At 59.4% G+C, this 20,294-nt stretch carries 21 protein-coding genes; 10 read left to right on the top strand and 11 right to left on the bottom strand.

What is annotated here, in order from left to right; genetic code table 11:
• Positions 1-20 precede the first annotated feature (20 nt).
• From I3253_RS09080 to I3253_RS09095, 4 genes are read left to right on the top strand one after another with little or no spacing between them, the layout of a single operon-like run.
• Positions 21-1,031, top strand: a complete 1,011-nt coding sequence (locus tag I3253_RS09080) for a phosphotransferase family protein (protein WP_197917346.1) — start codon at positions 21-23, stop codon at positions 1,029-1,031.
• The gene (eno, locus tag I3253_RS09085; protein WP_332255691.1) at positions 1,028-2,338 is read left to right on the top strand and encodes a phosphopyruvate hydratase; all 1,311 of its coding nucleotides are present in this window, start codon (positions 1,028-1,030) and stop codon (positions 2,336-2,338) included. The genes I3253_RS09080 and eno overlap by 4 nt, the downstream gene beginning before the upstream one ends.
• A complete protein-coding gene (locus tag I3253_RS09090) occupies positions 2,335-3,183 on the top strand; it encodes a fumarylacetoacetate hydrolase family protein (RefSeq protein ID WP_197917347.1) in 849 nt (282 codons plus the stop codon). The genes eno and I3253_RS09090 overlap by 4 nt, the downstream gene beginning before the upstream one ends.
• 58 nt (positions 3,184-3,241) lie before the next feature.
• The gene (locus I3253_RS09095) at positions 3,242-3,994 is read left to right on the top strand and encodes an SDR family NAD(P)-dependent oxidoreductase (RefSeq protein ID WP_197917348.1); all 753 of its coding nucleotides are present in this window, start codon (positions 3,242-3,244) and stop codon (positions 3,992-3,994) included.
• A 125-nt stretch (positions 3,995-4,119) separates the two neighbouring features.
• Here I3253_RS09095 and I3253_RS09100 read toward each other — a convergent pair whose 3' ends face one another.
• From I3253_RS09100 to I3253_RS09120, 5 genes are all read right to left on the bottom strand, one after another.
• Positions 4,120-4,848, bottom strand: a complete 729-nt coding sequence (locus I3253_RS09100; protein WP_197917349.1) for a sulfite exporter TauE/SafE family protein — start codon at positions 4,846-4,848, stop codon at positions 4,120-4,122.
• Between the two features lie 45 nt (positions 4,849-4,893).
• On the bottom strand, positions 4,894-5,421 hold the full coding sequence (locus tag I3253_RS09105; RefSeq protein ID WP_197917350.1) for a cupin domain-containing protein: 528 nt from the start codon (positions 5,419-5,421) through the stop codon (positions 4,894-4,896).
• A 1-nt stretch (position 5,422) separates the two neighbouring features.
• Complete coding sequence (locus I3253_RS09110; RefSeq protein ID WP_197917351.1) at positions 5,423-7,324, bottom strand: TRAP transporter permease; 1,902 nt, start codon at positions 7,322-7,324, stop codon at positions 5,423-5,425.
• 66 nt (positions 7,325-7,390) lie between these two features.
• Positions 7,391-8,323, bottom strand: coding sequence for a TAXI family TRAP transporter solute-binding subunit (locus I3253_RS09115; RefSeq protein WP_197917352.1), 933 nt, complete (start codon positions 8,321-8,323; stop codon positions 7,391-7,393).
• A 356-nt stretch (positions 8,324-8,679) separates the two neighbouring features.
• Positions 8,680-9,888, bottom strand: coding sequence for a 2-isopropylmalate synthase (locus I3253_RS09120; RefSeq protein ID WP_197917353.1), 1,209 nt, complete (start codon positions 9,886-9,888; stop codon positions 8,680-8,682).
• A 362-nt stretch (positions 9,889-10,250) separates the two neighbouring features.
• On the opposite strand from I3253_RS09120, the gene I3253_RS09125 reads away from it, so the two are divergent.
• The 3 genes from I3253_RS09125 to I3253_RS09135 all read left to right on the top strand — a co-directional run bounded on the left by I3253_RS09125 (position 10,251) and on the right by I3253_RS09135 (position 12,563).
• Positions 10,251-10,913: a GntR family transcriptional regulator gene (locus tag I3253_RS09125; RefSeq protein ID WP_197917354.1), complete on the top strand. Its 663-nt coding sequence runs from the start codon at positions 10,251-10,253 to the stop codon at positions 10,911-10,913.
• Positions 10,914-10,918: 5 nt separating this feature from the next.
• Positions 10,919-11,755, top strand: a complete 837-nt coding sequence (locus I3253_RS09130) for a glutathione S-transferase family protein (protein WP_197917355.1) — start codon at positions 10,919-10,921, stop codon at positions 11,753-11,755.
• Positions 11,756-12,065: 310 nt separating this feature from the next.
• Complete coding sequence (locus I3253_RS09135; RefSeq protein WP_197922405.1) at positions 12,066-12,563, top strand: cupin domain-containing protein; 498 nt, start codon at positions 12,066-12,068, stop codon at positions 12,561-12,563.
• Here the strand turns inward: I3253_RS09135 and I3253_RS09140 are convergent.
• The 6 genes from I3253_RS09140 to I3253_RS09165 all read right to left on the bottom strand — a co-directional run bounded on the left by I3253_RS09140 (position 12,545) and on the right by I3253_RS09165 (position 17,863).
• Positions 12,545-13,042 carry a GlcG/HbpS family heme-binding protein gene (locus I3253_RS09140; protein ID WP_197917357.1) on the bottom strand — a complete coding sequence of 166 codons (498 nt, stop codon included), beginning with the start codon at positions 13,040-13,042 and terminating at the stop codon, positions 12,545-12,547. The two genes, I3253_RS09135 and I3253_RS09140, sit on opposite strands and share 19 nt — an antisense overlap.
• A gap of 14 nt (positions 13,043-13,056) precedes the next feature.
• Positions 13,057-14,376, bottom strand: a complete 1,320-nt coding sequence (locus I3253_RS09145) for a TRAP transporter large permease (RefSeq protein ID WP_197917358.1) — start codon at positions 14,374-14,376, stop codon at positions 13,057-13,059.
• Complete coding sequence (locus I3253_RS09150; protein WP_332262124.1) at positions 14,373-14,999, bottom strand: TRAP transporter small permease subunit; 627 nt, start codon at positions 14,997-14,999, stop codon at positions 14,373-14,375. The genes I3253_RS09145 and I3253_RS09150 overlap by 4 nt, the downstream gene beginning before the upstream one ends.
• Before the next feature lie 65 nt (positions 15,000-15,064).
• Complete coding sequence (locus I3253_RS09155; RefSeq protein WP_197917359.1) at positions 15,065-16,105, bottom strand: type 2 periplasmic-binding domain-containing protein; 1,041 nt, start codon at positions 16,103-16,105, stop codon at positions 15,065-15,067.
• Between the two features lie 87 nt (positions 16,106-16,192).
• Complete coding sequence (locus I3253_RS09160; RefSeq protein ID WP_232237036.1) at positions 16,193-17,464, bottom strand: malonyl-CoA decarboxylase; 1,272 nt, start codon at positions 17,462-17,464, stop codon at positions 16,193-16,195.
• A gap of 12 nt (positions 17,465-17,476) precedes the next feature.
• On the bottom strand, positions 17,477-17,863 hold the full coding sequence (locus tag I3253_RS09165; protein ID WP_197917360.1) for a YciI family protein: 387 nt from the start codon (positions 17,861-17,863) through the stop codon (positions 17,477-17,479).
• Between the two features lie 186 nt (positions 17,864-18,049).
• Between I3253_RS09165 and I3253_RS09170 the strand changes: the two genes are divergently transcribed.
• The 3 genes from I3253_RS09170 to I3253_RS09180 are packed head-to-tail and all read left to right on the top strand — an operon-like array spanning position 18,050 to position 20,294.
• Positions 18,050-18,715 carry a malonic semialdehyde reductase gene (locus tag I3253_RS09170; RefSeq protein WP_197917361.1) on the top strand — a complete coding sequence of 222 codons (666 nt, stop codon included), beginning with the start codon at positions 18,050-18,052 and terminating at the stop codon, positions 18,713-18,715.
• Between the two features lie 7 nt (positions 18,716-18,722).
• Positions 18,723-19,178 (top strand): OsmC family protein, encoded by a 456-nt coding sequence (locus tag I3253_RS09175; protein WP_197917362.1) that lies wholly within the window; start codon positions 18,723-18,725, stop codon positions 19,176-19,178.
• A gap of 33 nt (positions 19,179-19,211) precedes the next feature.
• Positions 19,212-20,294 carry a C4-dicarboxylate TRAP transporter substrate-binding protein gene (locus tag I3253_RS09180; protein WP_232237037.1) on the top strand — a complete coding sequence of 361 codons (1,083 nt, stop codon included), beginning with the start codon at positions 19,212-19,214 and terminating at the stop codon, positions 20,292-20,294.

Genomic DNA, 20,294 nt, shown 5'->3' on the forward strand with positions numbered 1-20,294 from the left:
TTGCAAGGAGTTTTGCCGCTGTGTCCGATTTTGGCGACAAATGCGCGGGGTTGCTGGGGGAGCTTGGCATCGCGCGGGCCGATGAAATCCGCAAGGTCACGCCCCTGACAGGGGGTGTTGCCTCTGACATTGCGCGGGTCGATCTGGCGGATCGCGCGATTTGTGTGAAATTCGCGTTGCCCAAGTTGAAGGTGGCTGCTGACTGGCGCGCGCCGGTGCATCGAAACGCAGCGGAATACGCCTGGCTGCAAGTGGCGGCAAAGGTCTGCCCCGCGGCGTCGGTGGCATTATTTGGCCGGTCCGAGGCGCTGCATGGGTTTGCCATGGAATACGTGGCCGGCGCGGATGTGTACCTGTGGAAACAGGCGTTGCTGGAGGAGGCCCCGGACCGGGGCGAAGCCGGAGCGGTGGGCGACATGCTGGGCCGGATTCACCGGGCTTCGGCGGCGCGCGGATTTGATCGGACGGCCTTTGACAACCGGGATGATTTCCGGGCGCTGCGGATCGAACCGTACCTGACCTATACCACAGGGACGCACCCGGATCTGGCCGACAGGTTCGCCGCTCTGGAGGACATGCTTTTCCAGGCCGATGCCGTTTTGGTGCATGGCGATGTCAGCCCCAAGAATATCCTGATGCGTGGCGCTGGTCCGGTAATGCTGGATGCGGAATGCGCCACCATGGGGGATGCCAGCTTTGATCTGGCGTTCTGCCTGAACCACCTTGTGCTGAAGGCGGTGCATTTGCCGGGCTCGCGCGATGGCCTGCTGGCGCGCGCCGGTCGGTTCTGGGCGGCCTATGCGGCTCATGTGGACTGGGAGGATGCCGCGGCGCTGGAGGCGCGGGTCTGTGCGCTGTTGCCGGGGCTGATGCTGGGGCGGGTCGATGGCAAATCGCCGGTCGAGTACCTGCGGGAGGACGAACGGGAATTTGTGCGCGCGGCGGGGCGGGATCTTATGGGCGATCCGGCACCGACACTTGCGCGTTTTGCAGACAGATTGAAAGACCGGATGAAGGGAATGACACAGTGACGGCAATTGCATCGGTAAAAGGTCGGCGGGTCTGGGATTCGCGCGGCAATCCGACAGTCGAGGTGGACGTTGTACTGGAAAACGGCGTGCTGGGCCGCGCGATTGCGCCCGCCGGCGCGTCGCGCGGGACACGCGAGGCGATTGACCTGCGCGATGGCGGCGCGGCGCTGCGCGGCATGGATGTAAAGCGGGCGCTGGCCAGCGTGAACGGCCCGATTGCACATGCCTTGATCGGGCGCGACGTGGCGGATCAGGCGCGGGTGGACGCAGCCATTCTGGCGCTGGATGCCTCGCCGCTGAAAGAGAGCCTGGGGGGCAATGCCACGGTGGCGGTCTCGCTGGCGGTTCTGCACGCGGCGGCGGCGGATGCCCGAAGGCCGCTGTGGCGGCATGTGGCCGATCATTACGGCACGGACGCGTCGTTGCCCCTGCCGGAAATCCAGATATTCGGCGGCGGCGCCCATGCCGGGCGGCGTGTGGATATTCAGGATTTCATGATCATGGTGCCCGGCGCGCGGAATTTCGACGAGGTGATGGAAATTACCAGCGAGGTCTATTTCGCCGCCGGGGATATCATGGCGCAAAAGGGCCGTATGGCCGGTGTGGCCGACGAAGGCGGCTGGTGGCCGGTGTTTGACAGCAACGAAGAGGCGCTGGAAACGCTGGTGGCCGCGATTGAAAAGGCCGGGGAAAAACCGGGCGACCGGGTGGTGATCTCGTTGGATATTGCCGCGTCGGAATTTGGCAGCAAAGGCGCCTACCGGCTGGCGCTGGAAGATCGCTCCATGGACAGCGCCGCGCTGATCGACATGCTGGGGGGGTGGCTGGACGCCTATCCGATTGCCTCGATCGAAGACCCGGTGGGCGAAGACGACGTGGCCGGCATGATCGAATTCACCCGCCGTTTTGGCGACCGGGTCCAGATCATCGGGGATGATTACCTTGTCACCAATGCCGCCCTGGTGGACGAGGCGGCGGAGGCCGGGGCGTGTAACGCGGTGCTGGTCAAGGTGAACCAGGCAGGAACCGTGACCGAAAGCGTCGAAACCTTCCTTGCCGCCCGTGCCAGGGGATGGGGGGCCATCGTATCGGCCCGGTCAGGTGAAACCGAGGATGTATCGATCAGCCACCTGTCCACCGGGCTGGGCGGCGGTCAGCTCAAGGTCGGGTCGTTTACCCGGTCCGAACGCATGGTGAAATGGAACGAATGCCTGCGCATTCAGGACGACCTGGGGCAGGCCAGCTTTGTTGGCGGTGCACCCTTGGCCGCAACCTGGTGGGGCGCGAAACAGAAGGAAACAACATGAAACTGATGCGATACGGCGACCGGTACGGCGCCAAGACTCCCTGTTTGCTGGATAACGACGGCGTGGCGCGCGATGCCTCGTCGCTGGTGGGTGATTTTGGCCCGCGCAGCCTGGCCGGAGGGGCGCTTGACAAGCTGCGCGATGTGGACCCGGCCAGCCTGCCCAGGGCCGATATCGCGGGCAAGCGGCTGGCCCCGCCAGTGGCGCAGCCCTTCAATATCTGGTGTGTCGGTCTGAACTATTCGGATCATGCCGACGAGGCCGGTTTGCCGGTTCCGGACGAGCCGATCCTGTTCAACAAGTCCTCATCCACCTATTGCGGCCCGAATGACGATCTTCTTTACAGTCCGAAGATGACCAAGCTGGATTGGGAAGTGGAACTGGGCATCGTGATCGGCAAGCCCGCGCTGAACATCGATCGCGCCGGGGCGATGGACCATATCGCGGGGTTCGTGCTGGTCAACGATGTGTCGGAACGCGCCTGGCAGATGGAACGGTCGGGTCAGTGGGTCAAGGGCAAGTCCTTTCCCAATTTCTGCCCCACCGGCCCCGTGCTGGTCACGCCCGACGAGATCGGCGACGTGAACAGCCTGGGCATGTGGCTGGACGTGAACGGCACCCGGATGCAGACGGGCAATACGGGTACGATGATCTTTGATGTGGAAACCATCGTGTCCTACATGTCGGAATTCACCCGGCTGGAACCGGGCGATCTGATCTGCACCGGTACGCCGCCGGGCGTGGGGGCCGGGATGGATCCGCAGGTCTGGCTGAAACCCGGCGACAGCGTGCGCCTTGGGATCGACGGGTTGGGTGAGCAGGTCCAGACCGTGGTGCATCTGTAGGGCAGGGGCAAGCCGGGGGCCGTACCAAGGGGCCTGGTGGGAAAGCAAAGGAAAACCGATGAACTCTTACGATTTGAATGATCAGCGCGCCGTCATTACCGGCGGGGCGCGGGGAATGGGGCTGGGCATTGCCGAACTGTTCCTTGCTTCGGGGGCGAGCGTGTCTCTGTGGGATCTGAGCGGCGAGGCGCTGGCTACGGCCGCGCGCCACCTGAACGCCGCCGACCGGGTGGACACGCAAACCGTCGACGTGTCGGACTATGGGGCGGTCGAAACGGCCACGGCACGGGCAAGGGCCGCGATGGGTGGGATCGACATTCTGGTCAATGCGGCCGGAATCGCCGGAGGGAATATGCCGCTGGATAAGTATGATCTCGACCTGTGGAACCTGACTCAGAAAGTCAATGTGAATGGTATTTTCCACACGTGTCGTGCGATCGTGCCGATCATGAAAGAGGGCGATTATGGCCGTATCGTCAATGTTTCGTCCATGGCCGGCAAGGACGGCAACCCCAACGCCAGCGCCTATTCGGTTTCCAAGGCGGCGGTGATTGCCATGACCAAGAGCCTGGGCAAGGAGCTTGCCACCACCGGGATTCGGGCCAATGTCATCACGCCGGCCGTGATCGAGACGCCGATGGTCAAGGATGTCACGGATGAGCAGTTGACATATATGCTGTCGAAAATCCCGATGGGGCGGATGGGCACGGTTGAAGAGATCGCGCGTCTGTCCGCTTGGTTGTGCAGCCGGGACTGCTCGTATTCCACCGGCGCCGTGTTCGATATTTCCGGCGGGCGGGCGACGTATTAGGATCTGTGTTTCGCAGGCGGGTATGTCTGGCCATCCCGCCGCGATGCACAAGGATCGTTGACGACGGCGAAGGCAGAAATGGCCGGCGCGTGTGGCGCGCGCACGGAGGGAGATTCCGCCGTTGTTCAGAATAGCAGCCGCACTGCCAGCAACACGAGGATCGCCATGATGACACGATCAAAGGCCTGTCTGGAAATCCGTCGCCCGAGAAGATCGCCGATCGGCATTCCGAGAACCAGGGGCAGGATGGCAATCAGACCATAGAGCACCCGTTCCGGTGTCAAGATTCCGAGGGCCAGCTGGGTTGGCAGCTGAACCACGGCCATGGCCAGGAAATAGAGAGACATTACGGCTATGAATTGTCTGCGGTCGAATCCCACGGCATTCATGAAAGAGACGGATATTGGCGCCGACAGCCCAACGGCGCCCTGAAAAATGCCGCCCAGCGCGCCGATCGGGATCACGATTTTGCGCGCGGTGGCCTGGGCAAGGTGCCAGCGCGGATTCCGCAGCCGAAAGAAAACATAGCCCAGGACAACAATCGCCAGTGTCTTGGTCAGGATCGCGCTGTCCAGACGGGCCAGCATTACAGTCCCGAATCCGGCCCCGGCCATTGCGGCCAAGGCAAAGGACAGGGCGAAGCCCCGGCCAGGAAAGTCACGTCGGTAGCGAAAAACCTGCCAGCCGTTGGAGGCGAGGTTGGGCAGCAGGAATACGGCCACCGCGAATGGCACGTCTACAAGGATCGACATGATCGGTACCGCCAGAAAAGGGGCGCCAGCCCCTGTGGCGCCCTTCAGAACCCCGCCCAAACCGAATGCCAGGAAGACCAGCAGCAGGGTTTCAGGCGACATCTGCCGCCCCAACCAGGGTGCGCTGTGGCCTGTTGCCCAAGCCCTTCATTTGGCATCGTTGAGCACGAACATGATCGTGCAGGGCTCTGTTCCCCGGTTGGACCAGGCGTGATTGGTGCCTTGCTGAATGACGACATCGCCGGCTTTCAGAAGAACGTCGTCCTCATCCATCAACATGTAGATCTCGCCGCTCAGGATGATGGAATAGTCCAGGCTGTCGGTCCTGTGCATGAAAGGGTGACGCGCGCCCTGCACGACATTGGCGCCTGCGCCCATTTCGGCAAAGGCGGTCGCGCCGTCGAGGGTGGCAAGGACCTCGGGGTTTTCGGGATCGAACTGGACAATCCGAAACACCGCCCCGTTTGCGGGAGGGTGCAATATCAGGGGGCCGGTCACCGGGTCTTCGTGTGTTTCCATCGGGGCGGGCGTTTGCGAGTGTTGCCAAAGATTGGTCAATGTCACGCCCGGTCGGTTCGGGCGTTGCAAGATGCAGGTCGCCTCTGAATCCATGATGACCCTGGCAATGCCGTTTTCGTCGTGACCGGTTACAACCCGTCTGAATTTCTGCGCCATTTCACGCCTCCTTCTTTTTCGGGGTGGCTGCGCCACCGGCCTGTTCCGTGGGTCTGGTCGTGACCCAGATGACACCCAATCCCGCAAGTCCGGCCACATCGGATAACCACCCTTGATACAAGAGAGCCATTCCCGAAGCTCCGGCCAGAAGCCGCATGATCGGCGACAGCGGTGCTCGGGCATAGCCAACGACAGCCATGGCAATTCCGACAACGCCAATCCCGCCCGACAAGATCGCGCCCGCGATGCCGGGCAGGGAACCTGACAGCATCAGACCCGGCCCAAAGACAAACATGAACGGCAGGATGAACGACGTGATGCCATAGGCGAAAGCGGTCCAGCCCACGCGATTGATGTCTGCCCCGGCAATGCCTGCGGCGACGTAGGATGCAAGCGCGACAGGCGGGGTAATCGTGGACACGCAGCCATAAAAGAAGACGAACAAATGGGCCGTCAGCAGCGGGATACCCATTTTGGCCAGGGCCGGTGCCACCACCGTGGCAAGCACCAGATAGGCCGCCGTTGTTGGCAGGCCCATCCCGAGGATGATGGCGGTCAGCATCGTCAACAGAAGAGCGATAAAGACAACCCCTCCGGAGGCTGAAACGATCAGACCTGATATCTTGGATCCCAACCCGGTAATCCCCAGCGTTCCGGCGATGATACCCGCCGCGGCGCAGGCGATGGCAATCGGCACCACGGCCTTGGCGCCCTCCGTGACAGCCTTTGCCGATTTTGCGACCAGACTGCGATCTATCCTGCGGGTCCAGACGATATGGCATCCAAGAAGGATGAGGATGGAATAGAACGATGCCTTGAAGGGTGAAAAGCCGTTCAGCATCATGGCGATCAGCGTTGCAAACGGAATTATGAACTGTCCGCCCTTTACCAGAACCAGCCACAACGGTTCGTCATCTTCCCTGGCAGGGGGCGCTGGAACCAGCCCGCTTTTGCCCGCTTGCAGGTGGACAACGAACAGCAGGCTTGCAAAGAACAGCAATGCCGGCACCAAGGCCGCCTTCATGATATTGGCGTAGGGGGTGCCCACCACTTCGGCCATGATAAAGGCCGCCGCCCCCATTACCGGCGGCATGATCTGTCCCCCGGTTGACACGACCGCCTCGATCGCGCCTGCCTGATGCGGTTGGTAGCCTTCCCGTTTCATCATCGGGATGGTGAGCGTACCGGTCACGGCAACGTTGCCGGCGGCAGAGCCAGAGATCATGCCCAACAGGGTGCTGAACAAAACGGCCGTCTTGGCGCCCGCAGCCCGCATGTTTTTCGTGGCGCGATTTGCCAGTTTGAAGAAAAAGTCTCCGGCTCCGAAATTGCTCAGGAAAGCGCCATAGATGGAAAACAGGATAATATAGGTTGATGATACCCCCAGCGGAATTCCAAAAACCCCCTGGCTGGTGGTGGTCAGAAACTCGGACATCCGGGTCAGGCTGTAGCCGCGCCCCTGAAGAATGCCGGGCAGGTATGGTGAATAGAACGGATAGGTAAAGAATACCACGCAGATGATCGCAAGAACCAGCCCGACGCCGCGCCGGGCGGCCTCCAGCACCAGGGCAATGACGACGACGCCTACCCATGCGTCCATGGGTACCGTTTCGCCACCGCTGAAGGCGATGTCCTTCCAGCGCGACATCAAATAGACAGAACTGGCAATGCTGATTGCGATCAGCGCAACGCGGGAAAGCTTGTCCACCGCTGAATCTGCGTATCGCTTTGCCGAGGGGCTCGCCAGAAACAGCAGGACCAGCATCATCATCAAATGAAAGATTCGGATGTCGCGTGTCGATAGTACAAACAGGCCGGAAACATTCAAAAGGTGAAATGTACCAACCGCAAAGGCCACGACAAGTATGGCACGGTCAAAAGCCTTATCCATGGTTGCGAGCATGTTGTCTCCGATCCGGGACGCCTGGCAAGCGGCGCCCCGAAATGTCTGTTGCGGCATCGGCCAGATCTATTTTGTGAAATAGGCGGCTGCGCCAGGGTGCAGCGGGATTTTCAATTCCAGGGACCGTTGAGGATCAATCTGGCGCGCATGGGCGTTTTCCGCCCGGAAGGCATCCAGATTGTCATAAATGGCTGCCGTGATCTTCATCGCCGTTTCGTCGCTCATGCTGGCGTCCACGATCAGCATGTTGTTGACACCCAGAAGCGCCCCGTCCGTGTCTGTGTTGTACACGTCAGCCGGGATGATCACCTTGTTGTAATTGGGGTATTTGGCCAGCGCGGCCTCGATATCGGCGTCTGACATCGGGATATACTTGAGCTTTGTGTTGGTTTGTGCCTGCATCACGGCACCCGCGGGATAGCCGCTGAGGGCAAAGGCAGCATCCACATTGCCGTCGGCAAGCTGGCTGAATCCGTCCGAGTAGCTCAGGAAGCTCGGCGTGATGTCGTCCATGGTCAGGCCCTGAAGGTCCAGAACCTGAGTCAGGAACGGAATTGTGCCGCCGCCTGCCGGGCCAACCGCCACGCGTTTGCCTTTCAGATCGGCAATGGAATTGATGCCGGACCCGTCCAGAGTCATCATGTGCAAGACACTGAAGTGCAGAGATCCGATCGCCCGCAGATTCATCGGCCCGGCCTTTTTGTATGGGCCGACTCCCTTGTTGGCGAGAACCGCCAGATTGTTGTTGGTAATCGCGATGTCCACCTCGCCCGAGTTTACAAGGCGGGGGTTCTGCACCGACCCCTGTGTGACAACCGGAACCATGGTAAGGCCTTCGGCATGTTCATTCACCAGTGTCGAGATCGCCTGGCCCACCGGGTAAAATGCGCCGCCCTGGCTTGCCGTTCCGATTCTCAACTCTTCCGCCACCGTGCTGGTAGCTGCCAAAGCGGCAACCCCCAATGTCGCAACGCGCAAACCGTTTAGAATACTTTTCATGTCGTCCTCCCTAATGACCGCCGTCGGCGCGGTATCTCTCTGGGCGAAGACGTTGAAGGCTGTCCTCGCCGAGAGCAGAGTACTATGGGCAATTTGGTCAAATCAAGAATAATATCGATTTTTCAGGATTACCGAAATTTTTATCGATCTGCTGCCGCCGCCAACGCCTTGCACAACTGCCTGCGCGGACAGGGCCGGAAGTGACCGGGCAGGTCAGTTGTGGGCGACCACCTGAGTGATCGCCCTGGAACCTGGACAAGCTGCCCGGGGTTCATCAATTCCGGAGACGCAGCCCGATTTGCGCATGGCTGTCGTGTGCGGCAGTGCCCGCGCACCGCCGCCCTACATGCCCCGGTTCAAGGGCGGACCGAATTCAGAAGCGAGACGAATTCATCGTTTGTAAGGATGTCGCGTTTCTGAATGCCAAAGGCCTTGACCTTGTCCAAAAGCTCGGCGCTTTGTGCGTCGTTCAGTGCGGGCAGACCCAGTTCTTCGACCTTGTAGGTGATCGACGCCTTGCCGCTTTTCTTGCCCAGTACAACCTCGCCGGTGCGCCCGGTCAGGGCGGGGTGGGTACCGAACATCACCATCGGATCGTGCATCACGTATTGGATGCCGATACCGGATTCGCGGATGAAATTGCCATGGCCCAGCACCGGCTTGTTGCGGGCGATCGGGATATTGGACAACTCTGAAATCAGGGCTCCCAGTTCGGGCAGTTTGTCGAGCTTGTAATGCGTGTCGTACCCGTAAAGCAGGTGCAGCCCCAGCATCAGTTCTTCGAGTGCCGCGTTGCCCGTGCGCTCTCCCAATCCATTGGCGCAGCTGTGAACCACCTCGGCGCCGGCGGCCACGGCAGCGAGCTCAGTGGCAACGCCCATGCCGAAATCGTTGTGTGTGTGGATTTCGATCGGCAGGCCGGTCATGCCCTTGACCCAACCCACCATGTATTTGATCGCTTCCGGCGTGGCACAGCCCATCGTGTCGACGATCCCAATCGAATCCGGCGGGCTTTCGTTCATAATGCCCTTGCACAGGTTTTCCAGATCGTCGCGCCGCGCCCGTGTCGTGTCATAAGGGAAAAACACGGCATACAGGCCCTGTTCGCGCGCATAGTTGATCACGTCGCGGCTTTTCTTGAACACATCCTCCCAGGTCCAGCCAAACTGGGTCACAAGCTTCGGGTAGCCGATGGGCACCTCGATGATCACACCGTCCGCCCCGCATTCGAGCGCCATGTCGATGTCCTGTTTCATCGCCCGTGCAAAGGTGAATATCTTGGATTTCAGCCCGAGGGCGGAGATTTCCTTGATGGCTTGCGCGTCCTGTGGCGATACGGCGGGCATACCTGCCTCGATCCGGTCGACGCCCACCTCATCCATCTTCGTGGCGATACGGACCTTGTCATCGATGGAAAAAACCACGCCCGGTGTCTGCTCGCCGTCGCGCAGGGTGGCGTCATGGATTTGAACTTGTGGCGGGAGAAGCAAAGACTCGCGGACTTCGGGCTGGAAATTATAGGGGCTGACCCACCATTTCCCCTCCTCGTAATGGTTTTCACGCATGGGTTTTCCTTCGATTGGTTGCGATCCTAGCTGCTGAAGATTTATCGCACATTCATACCGCTCGCAAGAAAAAACGATATTTTAGCCTTGTGAGGACGTTTCTAGTATTTTCGCCGCTTCCACTGGATTCCGGGCGGGATTCACGGGCGATGCGCCAACGGGGTTGGCGACAAAAACACGTGCCCGAATAGGAGGGATGACCAGGCAGGTCGTAAGAAATCAAGAGGATTAAAGACGTTAGCCGGCCTGCCCAGAGCCTGTGGCTGGGGTGAGTGGCCCGCGAGCCATGGGCCAATACCAAAAACAAGCGGGAAATATCGATATAAATTGAACTGTCGTTTATTTTTTGCTTTAGTCACTTCATGAATATTTCCATAGACGCATCGCAAGCAAACCAATCGTCCACCCAGCGCACCTATCTGACGCTGCGCAATGAGATCATCACCGGACGCCTGGCGCCGGGTGAGCGTCTGAAAGTGGAAACGCTCAAGGAAAACTATGGCACTGGGGCCTCTCCTATCCGGGAGGCGCTTAGCTTGCTGACTTCGGATCAGCTGGTCGAGCGTCTGGATCAGCGCGGTTTTCGTGTTGCCGATACCAGCCGACAGCAGTTCCAGGAAATTCTGAACCTGCGCTGCACCCTGGAAGACATGGCGCTGCGCCAGAGCATCGACAAAGGCGGACAGCAATGGGAAGAGCAACTGGTGCTGGTCCATCACTACATGGGGCGCACCGATCGGGCCGATCTGGAGCTGTTCGAGGAGCGCCACAAAAGTTTCCATATGGCACTGCTTTCGGCCTGCGACTCTCCGATTCTGATGAGATTCTGCGGGCAGCTTTACGATCTGAACGTGCGTTACAGATTTCTTGCCGGGCGATCCAAGACCTATAGCCGCCGAAATGTCGAGGACGAACATCAGGCAATTCTTGACGCGGCCGTGAGCCGGGACATCGAGCAGGCTTCGGCGCTTCTGATGGATCACTACCGAAGCACGGGCGCCTTTCTGGCTGACCTGATCGATTAGGTCCGGTGGAGCCGAGCGCGCATAAATCTGGCGCCGAGCTGCACCTTTACCATGGGGCGACGAGCGTCTGCTCTGCCAAAGTACGTCTTGGCCTGGCGGAACTGGGCCTTGGGTGGACCGGCCAGATACTTGACCTGGGCGCGGGTGAACAGAATGCGCAATGGTATGTCAGGTTGAATCCGAAGGGTGTTGTGCCGACATTGCTGGATGGCGATCTGGTGGTTGCCGACTCCAGTGTCATCCTTGAACATCTTGCAGAAAAGCTGCCCGATTCGACGTTCGTGCCCAAGGATACGGGCTTGCGTGTCAGGTCCAGAATGTGGCTTGCCGATTGTATCGACATCCACGCCGCGATCAATACGTTGACCTATTCGACCGCAAAGCGCCGGCAGATACTGGCGAGCAAGTCTCCCGAAGAAATCGAAGCGGCCCTGGCGGGGATGACCCATCCGGCCAACGCGGCAAAGCGGCGGGACATTCTGGCCAATGGAATGGAGTCCGTGCATGTCATGGCGGCGTTCTTTGCGCTTAGGCTGATGTTTGATCGAATGCAGGCGGATTTGGAAACATCGCGGTGGCTGGCGGGAGACAGTTTCAGTATCGCGGATGCCGCGATTGTCGCCTACGTGGATCGGCTGGATCGTCTTGGGCTGGGCGGATTGTGGAACGGGCGTACGCCAAAGGTTGGCGACTGGTTGGACGCCGCGCGGGCCCGCAAGAGCTATGGCGCGGCGATTGAAGCCTTTGCCGGTCCTTGCGAGGCCGACCGCGAAAAGAGCCTTCGGGATGACAACTGGGCGATGGTTTCCCAAAAGTGGACTGCCTATCTGGGAGGGGCCTAGATCGGGCAGGCTGATCTTGTTCACCGCTTCGCACCCACCGCGTGGGCAACCCGGAGGCGTTGCAAAAGTGCCAACACGGGCGAAAATCCGCAACCTAACGGTGATGAAGGCAGTTTTATCGATTTTATAATGTACTGAGAGATTAAATGGATTTTATGGAGTCGATATGTCCAGCATCATGATGTCCGTCAGTTCAGGCCGAGCCCTGCCCAATGAAACGCGCGCATGCACAGCCCTGTTCAGCGCCTATTGGCTTTCGCGGGGAAGTGCGGAAACGCAGGGTTCACGGATAGGTCGCGGTGAAGGCGCCTTGCTGAAACAGGGCGAGGCAATCGCCTTTCGGGGGCAGACCGAATGCGACTGGGTCCGGTTTGATCTGAGTATTGCGACAGCGCCAGAAGACGCGATCCTTGCCGCGCCCATATCCTTGCCGACCCAACCCACTGACGCGGCCTGTCTGTTGCGCCTGGATCAGGTTACTTTTCCGCCGGGCGGGATTGCCTGGCGCCATGTTCACCCGGGGGATGGCATCCGTTTTCTGATCCGTGGCGGGCTGCGTATCATTGGCGATACCCACCAGGAGACGGCGGGACCTGGCCATGCCTGGTTCGAACACGCCAATTCGCCGGTTCGGGCGGAAGCGGATCAACAGGCCGCAACAACCAGTTTCGTGCGCTTCATGGTGTTGCCGTCTGCGTTTGTCGGCAAGCCAACCATTCAGATACTGGACAAGCATGAGGCGGAACAACCGCGCGTGCAGGTCACGCAGCGCCATGTCGACAAGCTGGCTTATGTGGTGCCCGGATAAGTGTCCGACAGGGACGAGTCGCGCCATCCCTGGGCAGGGGTGTCGGGCTCTGAAAACAGACCGACATGCTGAATGGCCTGAATGGCGCAATACTCGTCCTTGTCCGATGTGTCGCCGCTGATCCCGACGGCACCGATTGTAACGGCGGCCTTGTCGCGCACCAGAACGCCACCGGGTACTGGGATCAACCGTCCGTCGGAAGCAGTGGCCAGCGAGGCCTGAAAGGTGGGTCGATTGGCCAGCCGGTCCCGGATCAGGCGGCTGGAAATCCCCATGCCCAAGGCGCCCCACGCTTTGCCGAAGGCCACATCGAACCGCATGAGCCCGGAGCCGTCCTCGCTTTTGACCACGATTGGTTTGCCGCCAACGTCCAGAACTACGACCGTCAGGGGCAAGAGCTTCTCAACCCGGCCCAGCCGGAGGGCCTCGTCCGCGATGGCGGCGCCATGTGCAAGGGAAAGGCTGGTTTGCAAACGCATTCGCGCGCTCCTTGTCAGGACATCAGATCGGGCAACCATGTTACCACTTGGGGGAAAGCCAGCAAGACGCCGATGGTAATGACATCCGCTACGAAGAACAGGGTTATGCCGCGGAACACCTGCCCCAGCGAGATGTCGGGGCGCACCCCATTCACGACAAAACAGTTCAGCCCGATCGGTGGCGTGATCAAGCAGACTTCGGCCATTTTCACCACGATGATGCCGAACCAGATCGAATCAAACCCAAGAGCGATGACGGCCGGGTAGACCACGGGGAGGGTAAGCAGCAGCATTCCGATGGCGTCCATGAACATGCCCAGAACAGCATAGGCCAGGAGAATGAAGATCATGATGACCATTGGCGGCATGTCCAATTGTATGATCCAGGCCGTAAATGCCTCGGGCAGGCCAGAAAACCCGAGAAACCGGACAAAGATCAGCACGCCCCAGATCAGCGAGAAAATCATGACGGTCAGGCGGGCGGACTCCATCAATGATCCCCGGATGTCCTTGAAGGACGTGCCGCGCAGCAATGCCACGACAAACACAACCGCCGCGCCAAGCGCACCTGCCTCTGTCGGGGTTGCCCAGCCGCCATAAATGGCCGAGATGATAATGAGCACGACGACGAAGATGGGCGACACGCCAGGCAGGGACTGTACCCTTTCTTTCCATGTGTGGCCGGACACCGAGGGTGCCTCGTGCGGCCGGATCAATGCCCAGACGATAATGATGCCCGCATAGATCAAGGCCGACACCGCTCCGGGCAGAAAGCCGGCCAGGAGCAGCTTGCCGACGGACTCTTCGACAATGATGGCATAGATCACAATAATCGCCGATGGAGGGATCAACGTTGCCAGTGTACCGCCGGCGGCAACCACGCCAGCGGCGAGTTTCTTGTCATAGCCGTATTTGAGCATCTCCGGGATTGCGACCCGGGAAAACACAGCGGCGGTTGCCGTGGATGCACCGGACACAGCGGCAAACCCCGCCGTTGCAAACACGGTTGCAACCGCCAGACCGCCGGGCACCCAGCCGAACCATTTGCGTGCGGCGTCGAACAATTGTTGAGTCATCCCCGCGTGAAACGCCAAGAAGCCTATGAAGATAAACATGGGCAGGACGCTCAGGGCGTAGGTTGAGGACTTGGCGTGGGGAATCGTGCCGACAATCCCGGCAGCCGGTCCCCAGCCCAACAATTCGACCAGGCCCAATAGCCCCACAACCGAGGCGGCGAACACCACCCGCACACCCGAAAACGTGAGCACGAGAAGCAAACCCAGGGCCAGAAGGCCGACCAGAAACGGATCAGAAAAACCAATACCCAGGATCATGCCGCATCCTCCGGCTTTTCGGCGTCTTCGCCCATGATTTCGTGGATTTCGTCTTGGGCCTGCTCGGCAACGTCCTTGGCAATGACAACCGAGATCGGGGTGCGATCGGGGTTTAGGAACAATCGGACCGATCCCCAGAGCTGCGTCAGAAGCCGCAGGAACCAGAGTGAAAAAGCAACCGGAACCAGGAGCTTTGACGGCCAGACCGGGAATTCGGCATCGATGGTTGTGTCCCCCAACGTGTAAGACCGCAGGAAATGGCCCGCGCTGAACCAGATCAGCACAGCAACGATGAAAAGCGCGACAAGCGTGCCAAAGATCTCGGCAGCCCAGAGCGCCCGACCGTGCAGGCGCCCGACAAGCAATTCCATGCGGATATGTGCGCCCATCCTCTGGCAATAGGCTGCACCGAGAAAGGCCATGCTGGCCATGGAAAGCTCGACAAGATCGATATACCCGGTGATTGGCGTGTTGAACAAAGAGCGCAGAACGATCTGGAACACACCCAGTACCATCAGCAGGAAAATCGCCAGGGCCGCGAACATGTTCGCGGCGTTTTCAAAGGGCATGAGAAACCTGTCAACGCGCTGCAACAGCGGTTTGCGGAACGTGGTATCTGTCACGGGATAATCCAGTCAGTCATTTGTGGCTGGCCCGGAAAAGGGCCAGCGCGTTGCTTTGTACCGGCCTATTTGGCGGCTTCGGCCTCTTGTGCATATTGCCAGACCGCGTCAAACAGCCCTTGGGCGTCGAATTTGTCCTGGTTGTCGGCGATCCAGGCATCCCAGACGGGTTTGCCGGCGACTTCCCTGAAGGCTTTGAGTTGTTCATCGGAATAGGTGATCTTGGTCAATGTTTCTTCGAACATCGGCAGGTTCTTCTTGTCCTGCTCGGCATAGGCCGCCTGTTCGACTTCCATGATCAACTCGCGCTGGCTCATCAGGAAATCCTGATATTGCGGCGGCAGGGCCTCGTAGGCGGTCTTGTTGAACACCCAGCCGCATTCGGACGTGCCGGGCGCCAGGTTGGAGGTGAACCAATCGGCCTCTTCATTGATCTTGAACGACACATGCGCATAGGTGTACGGGAATGCTGCGGCATCAAGTGCGCCGCGCTGGAAGGCGGTAGAGGTTTCGCCGGCAGGCAGGGTTTGCTTGACCGCACCAAGTTTCTCCATCGCCGTACCAAGGCCGCCTCCGGCCCTTACCCGCAGGCCAGACCAGTCAGACAGATCCTGTGGGGGGGTGCCCTTGCCCAGAATCTCGTACTGCGGCAGCAGGCCGGAAACATAGGGAATGGCATTCCAGCGTTCCATGTCGGCGACGATTGCAGGATGCTCGAACAGCTTGGAGCGCACGTATCGATCCACATCCGGATCGCCCAGCGGCAGGAATGGTAGCGAGAATACCATCCATGCCGGGTTTTTGCCCGGATGGTAGAAATTGCAGATCGCCGCGCCTTCGAAGGCGTTCAATTTCAGCCCGTCCAGGTTTTCGCGCGCGCCGGACAGCTGGCCGCCATAGAAAATCTTGATCTGGAAGTTGCCATCGGTGGCTTCCGAGGCGCGTTTGGCCATCTCTTCCATACCGGCCGAAAGGGCCCGAGGGTTGCCCCACATCGAAATCTTCCAAAAGACTTTGGGCCCCTCGATTTCCGCAGCGCCAACACCGCCTGCCGCCAATGTCGAGGCGAGAAGCAGCGATTTCATCAGAGAATGTCGTAGTTTCATGGTGTCCTCCCGTGGTCGCCGCAGTCAGTGGGGATATTTTCCACTGTGCGGCATTAAAATCGATATTATTGGAAAAATTTCACAAGTCTACTTATTTATCTCCTGAGCGGATCGCTGGAGCCGCGCCGCTTGTTTTGCGAGGTTGCGCACCGGCCCGGATGCGGCCACGCCGTGGTTGTCCGCGAAATTCTCAATGTTCTGTGTGATTTTGGCCTGGTCGTACAGATAGTTCACCATGGCTCCGCCCGATTGGGCGAGGCCCTTCTCGGAAATGTCGGCCTCAGCGTGAATTGCGTGAACCAACGCTCCGTTGGCCAGGTGAAAGCGTGCGACCGGATCGAGCGGCTTGCCATCCGGCTTCTTGATGTCCAGCAAGTAGTGCGCCGCCAATTTTTTCAGCCGCGCCGAATCGTCGGCAAGGTCCACGATGCCCTGGCTGTTGGCCCAGCGGGCCAATCCGGGGATGGGCGAAAGCGTCACGAACCGCTTCAGATTGGGCACCTCAAGCGACAGATCGCGCACCACCTGCTTGATCAGCGAGTTGCCAAAGGAGATGCCTGACAATCCGTCCTGGCAGTTTGATATCGAATAGAAAACGGCGGTATCGGCGTCCTCGGCCCGTTGCTCCTTGCGTTCTACGGACAGCAAATCCTGGATCGATCCGGGAACCCCCTTGGTAAGCGCGACCTCAACGAAGATCAGCGGGTCATCGGGCATCGCGGGATGAAAGAACGCGAAACATCGCCTGTCTGCGGGTTGCAGGCGCCGCCTCAGATCATTCCAGTTGCGGATTTCATGCACCGCTTCATAGGCAATGATCCGCTCGAGAATCGATGCGGGCGTGTCCCATGTGATCTGACGCAGGACCAGAAATCCGCGATTGAACCAGCTTTTGAACAGGTGAATCAAATCGTGATCCGTGCGGCCGAGCGTCTGTTCCTCGCCAATCCGCTTCAGCAAATCCGCGCGCATGTTCACCAGGTCCGCCGTTGCGCCGGGCGCCCTGTTCAGACGGCGGAACAAATCCTGGCGCCGGGCTTCGCTGGCCTGTGCCAGAGCCTGGAAAGTCTGGGTTGATGCGTTCTCCCGATAGGCCTGCGCAAGGGTTATGATTTGGTCCGGGTCGATATCCAGCTGTGTGTTCAAGAACCGATAGAATTCCAGTCGTGCGTCCTTTGGGTGTTGTTTGATCGCCTCAAGAATATCCGCTGCAAGCTGAAGCCCGGAGGCCTCTGACTGTTCTTCCAGCAACGCGATGCACATCTGCGAAAGCGTGCCCGGCGCCCCGGCCTTGCGCTGGAACGGTTGTCGTTCGAGGAGGGTGGTCAGGATGTCGCCAAGGGGGCCAGTCGTTGCCATTTCGGGTTCCGTTCATGCGAGATTTGTTTTGCCGGTCGACAGGCCGACACTCAGTGACAGGCTGCCTTCGTTCACCAACCATTTTCGCAGCGTGTAGCTGCGCGCGCCGGTGCTGTGCATCGGGTCAGCCTGTGCGATTTCATGGGCCTGCGCCATGGACGCGGCCCGCAGCACGATAAGACCAGCCCCCAGCATTTCGTCGCCGCTGGAATCAGACAGCGGACCGGCAAGAACCAGAACGGAGCCTTCCTCGAGCCTGCGCTGGTAGTCGAGATGATCCGGAAGCGTCTCCTTGACAGCCTCCGGTGTGCCAACCGGCGTTGATTCCACAACGAACAGTTCTAAAGCCAAAGCGCCACGCTCTTTCGCATGTGCCTTGTAATCGTTCCATGCCACCATAGTTCACCTCCATTTTCCTGAACGATCCTAAAATATCGATTTTATTTGACAAGTCAAAATATCGTAGTCAAAATGAAGGGAAGAGAGGCAGGGCGTTCCACGCCAACCTTTGATGCAGAAAAATGGCCGAGGCGGTGCCGCCGGCCCGGGAAACAAGTGCCTTCACCGAAGGCCGGAGACTGAGATATGGCCGGACTGACTGGCGAGGCATTGGAAATTGCCCGCAGCGAAGCGCAAGAGGCTGTGCGAGACTTGCGCAGCCGCAAGACGAAGCTGGATCAGGATGCGCTTGATCTGATCCTGACGGATGCACGCAGCCACTATGCCTGGCAGGACCGGAGTGTTCCGGTCGAGTTGCTGCACCGCTTGCATGAAATCACGGCGGCTGGCCCGACCAGCATGAATACCTGTCCGGCCCGTTTTGTGTTTGTTACCTCGGCGGAAGGCAAGAAGCGGCTGGCCAAGTCGTTGAAGGCAAAGAATATCGACAAGATGATGGCGGCGCCGGTGACGGCGATCATCGCCCACGATCTTGAATTCTGGCGCCACCTGCCGTTCCTGTTCCCGCACGAGGACCGGCGTCCGCATTTCGACGGCAAGCCGGAGCATTCCGAGGTCACAGCGTTTCGAAACGGCACCCTGCAAGGCGCCTATTTCATGATCGCCGCCCGCGCTCTTGGGCTGGATGTCGGTGCAATGAGCGGATTTTCGAATGAAGTTGTCGACGACGAGTTCTTCGCCGGGACGACGCTGCGTTCCAATTTCCTGTGTAATCTTGGCTATGCGGATGAGAGCGCGCTGTTCCAGAAACTGCCGCGTTTTGCGTTCGACCAAGTCTGTTCTTTCGCGTGAGGATGCCATGGCCATTCGACAGAAAACAGTGATCAGCATCAGAATGTCGGGTCACGCCACCAGTCATTCGCATTGCGTGGTTTCGGCGCGGGATCTGCGCCTGACAATCGACGAACCGATCGAGCGTGGCGGGACAAATCTTGGATTTTCGCCCACGGAAACGGCCTTTGCCTCACTTGTCGGGTGTACAAACACGATCGGCCACAAATGCGCGCACAAGCTGGGCATCGATATCGGCAATCTGGAATTTGACATGGAAGTCGATTTCGACAGGCGTGGTGTATTGTTGCAGGAAGAAATCGAGGTGCCGTTCAAGGCAATCAGGCTGGTTGTGACGGCCAGCGGGCCGGCCGGTCAGTCCGAACTGGACCAGGTGGCGGCGGAAACCGAGAAATACTGTGCTGTTTCGAAAATGTACAAAAACGCCGGCACAGAAGTGGAAGTCAGTTGGATCACAAAATGACTTCTTAAATGCAAACCATCAAGGGAGGAGATGATGGGTATGTTGAACAAGGGATTGGCGCTGGGCGCGCTGATGGCCGGACTGGCCGCGGCCCCGGCTTTTGCCGCGGAAACGATCAAGGCCGTCGTCATTGACGGATATCCGGCGCGTGCGCTTTGGGTAAAGGAGTTCACCGAATTCTTTATCCCCGAAGTGGACAAGAAACTTGCCAAGACCGGCAATTACAAAATGGACTGGCAGGAAAGCTATGGCGGCGCCATCGTGAAGCCAAAGGGCGTGCTTGAAGGTGTCAAGCTTGGCTTGGGTGATATCGGTATCGTCACGACGATCTTCCACAGTTCCAAGCTGCCGTCGCAGGCGATTTCGGCGGTAACGCCGTTCGTGTCTGCAGATGCGCGCGTAGTGGCCAAGGCGGTGGATGAGATCGCAAAGGAATTCCCCACCATGCAAAGCGAGTTCGCCAAGCAGAACCAGGTTTATCTGGCCACGGGCGTTGTGCTTGACACCTATCAGGTGTTCTCCAAGGAGCCGATCAACTCGCTCAAGGACCTTGAGGGGCAGAAAGTGGCCGGGGCTGGCATGAATTTGCGCTATCTTGAAGGCATTGACGGCGCCGCCGGCGTGCGCGGCGGGCTGACGGATTTCTACAACATGCTGGATACCGGTCTGGTGGACAAAGCCATGCTTTGGCCCGAAGCGGCGAAGACGTTCAAGATCGCGGAAGTCGCTCCGTACATGTACAAGGCGGATCTTGGCGCTGTGAACTCCAAGACCGTTACCGTGAACGCGGATTACTGGGAAAAGCTGCCTGATGAAGTGAAGCAGGCGCTTCAGGAAGTGGCAGTGATGTATCGCGATCACGTGGCCGGCATTGCCATGGACCGCGCGGCGGCCAGCCGTGAAGCCTATGTCGCCGCCGGAGGCACGATCACGGACGCTTCGGAAGCGGATCGGGCAGCCTGGGCAAATGCGATGCCCAATATCGCGGCCGAATGGGCCAAGACTCTGGACGACAAGGGAGAACCCGGGAGCGAGATGCTCAAGGCGTATCTCGGCAAGCTTGCGGCCGAAGGCTATACCGGCGTGCGTGACTGGTCGGCAGGCGCCGGCGGCTGA

Origin of the sequence: Thiosulfatihalobacter marinus, from assembly GCF_016019955.1 — a bacterium.
Lineage (GTDB): Bacteria > Pseudomonadota > Alphaproteobacteria > Rhodobacterales > Rhodobacteraceae > Shimia > Shimia marinus_A.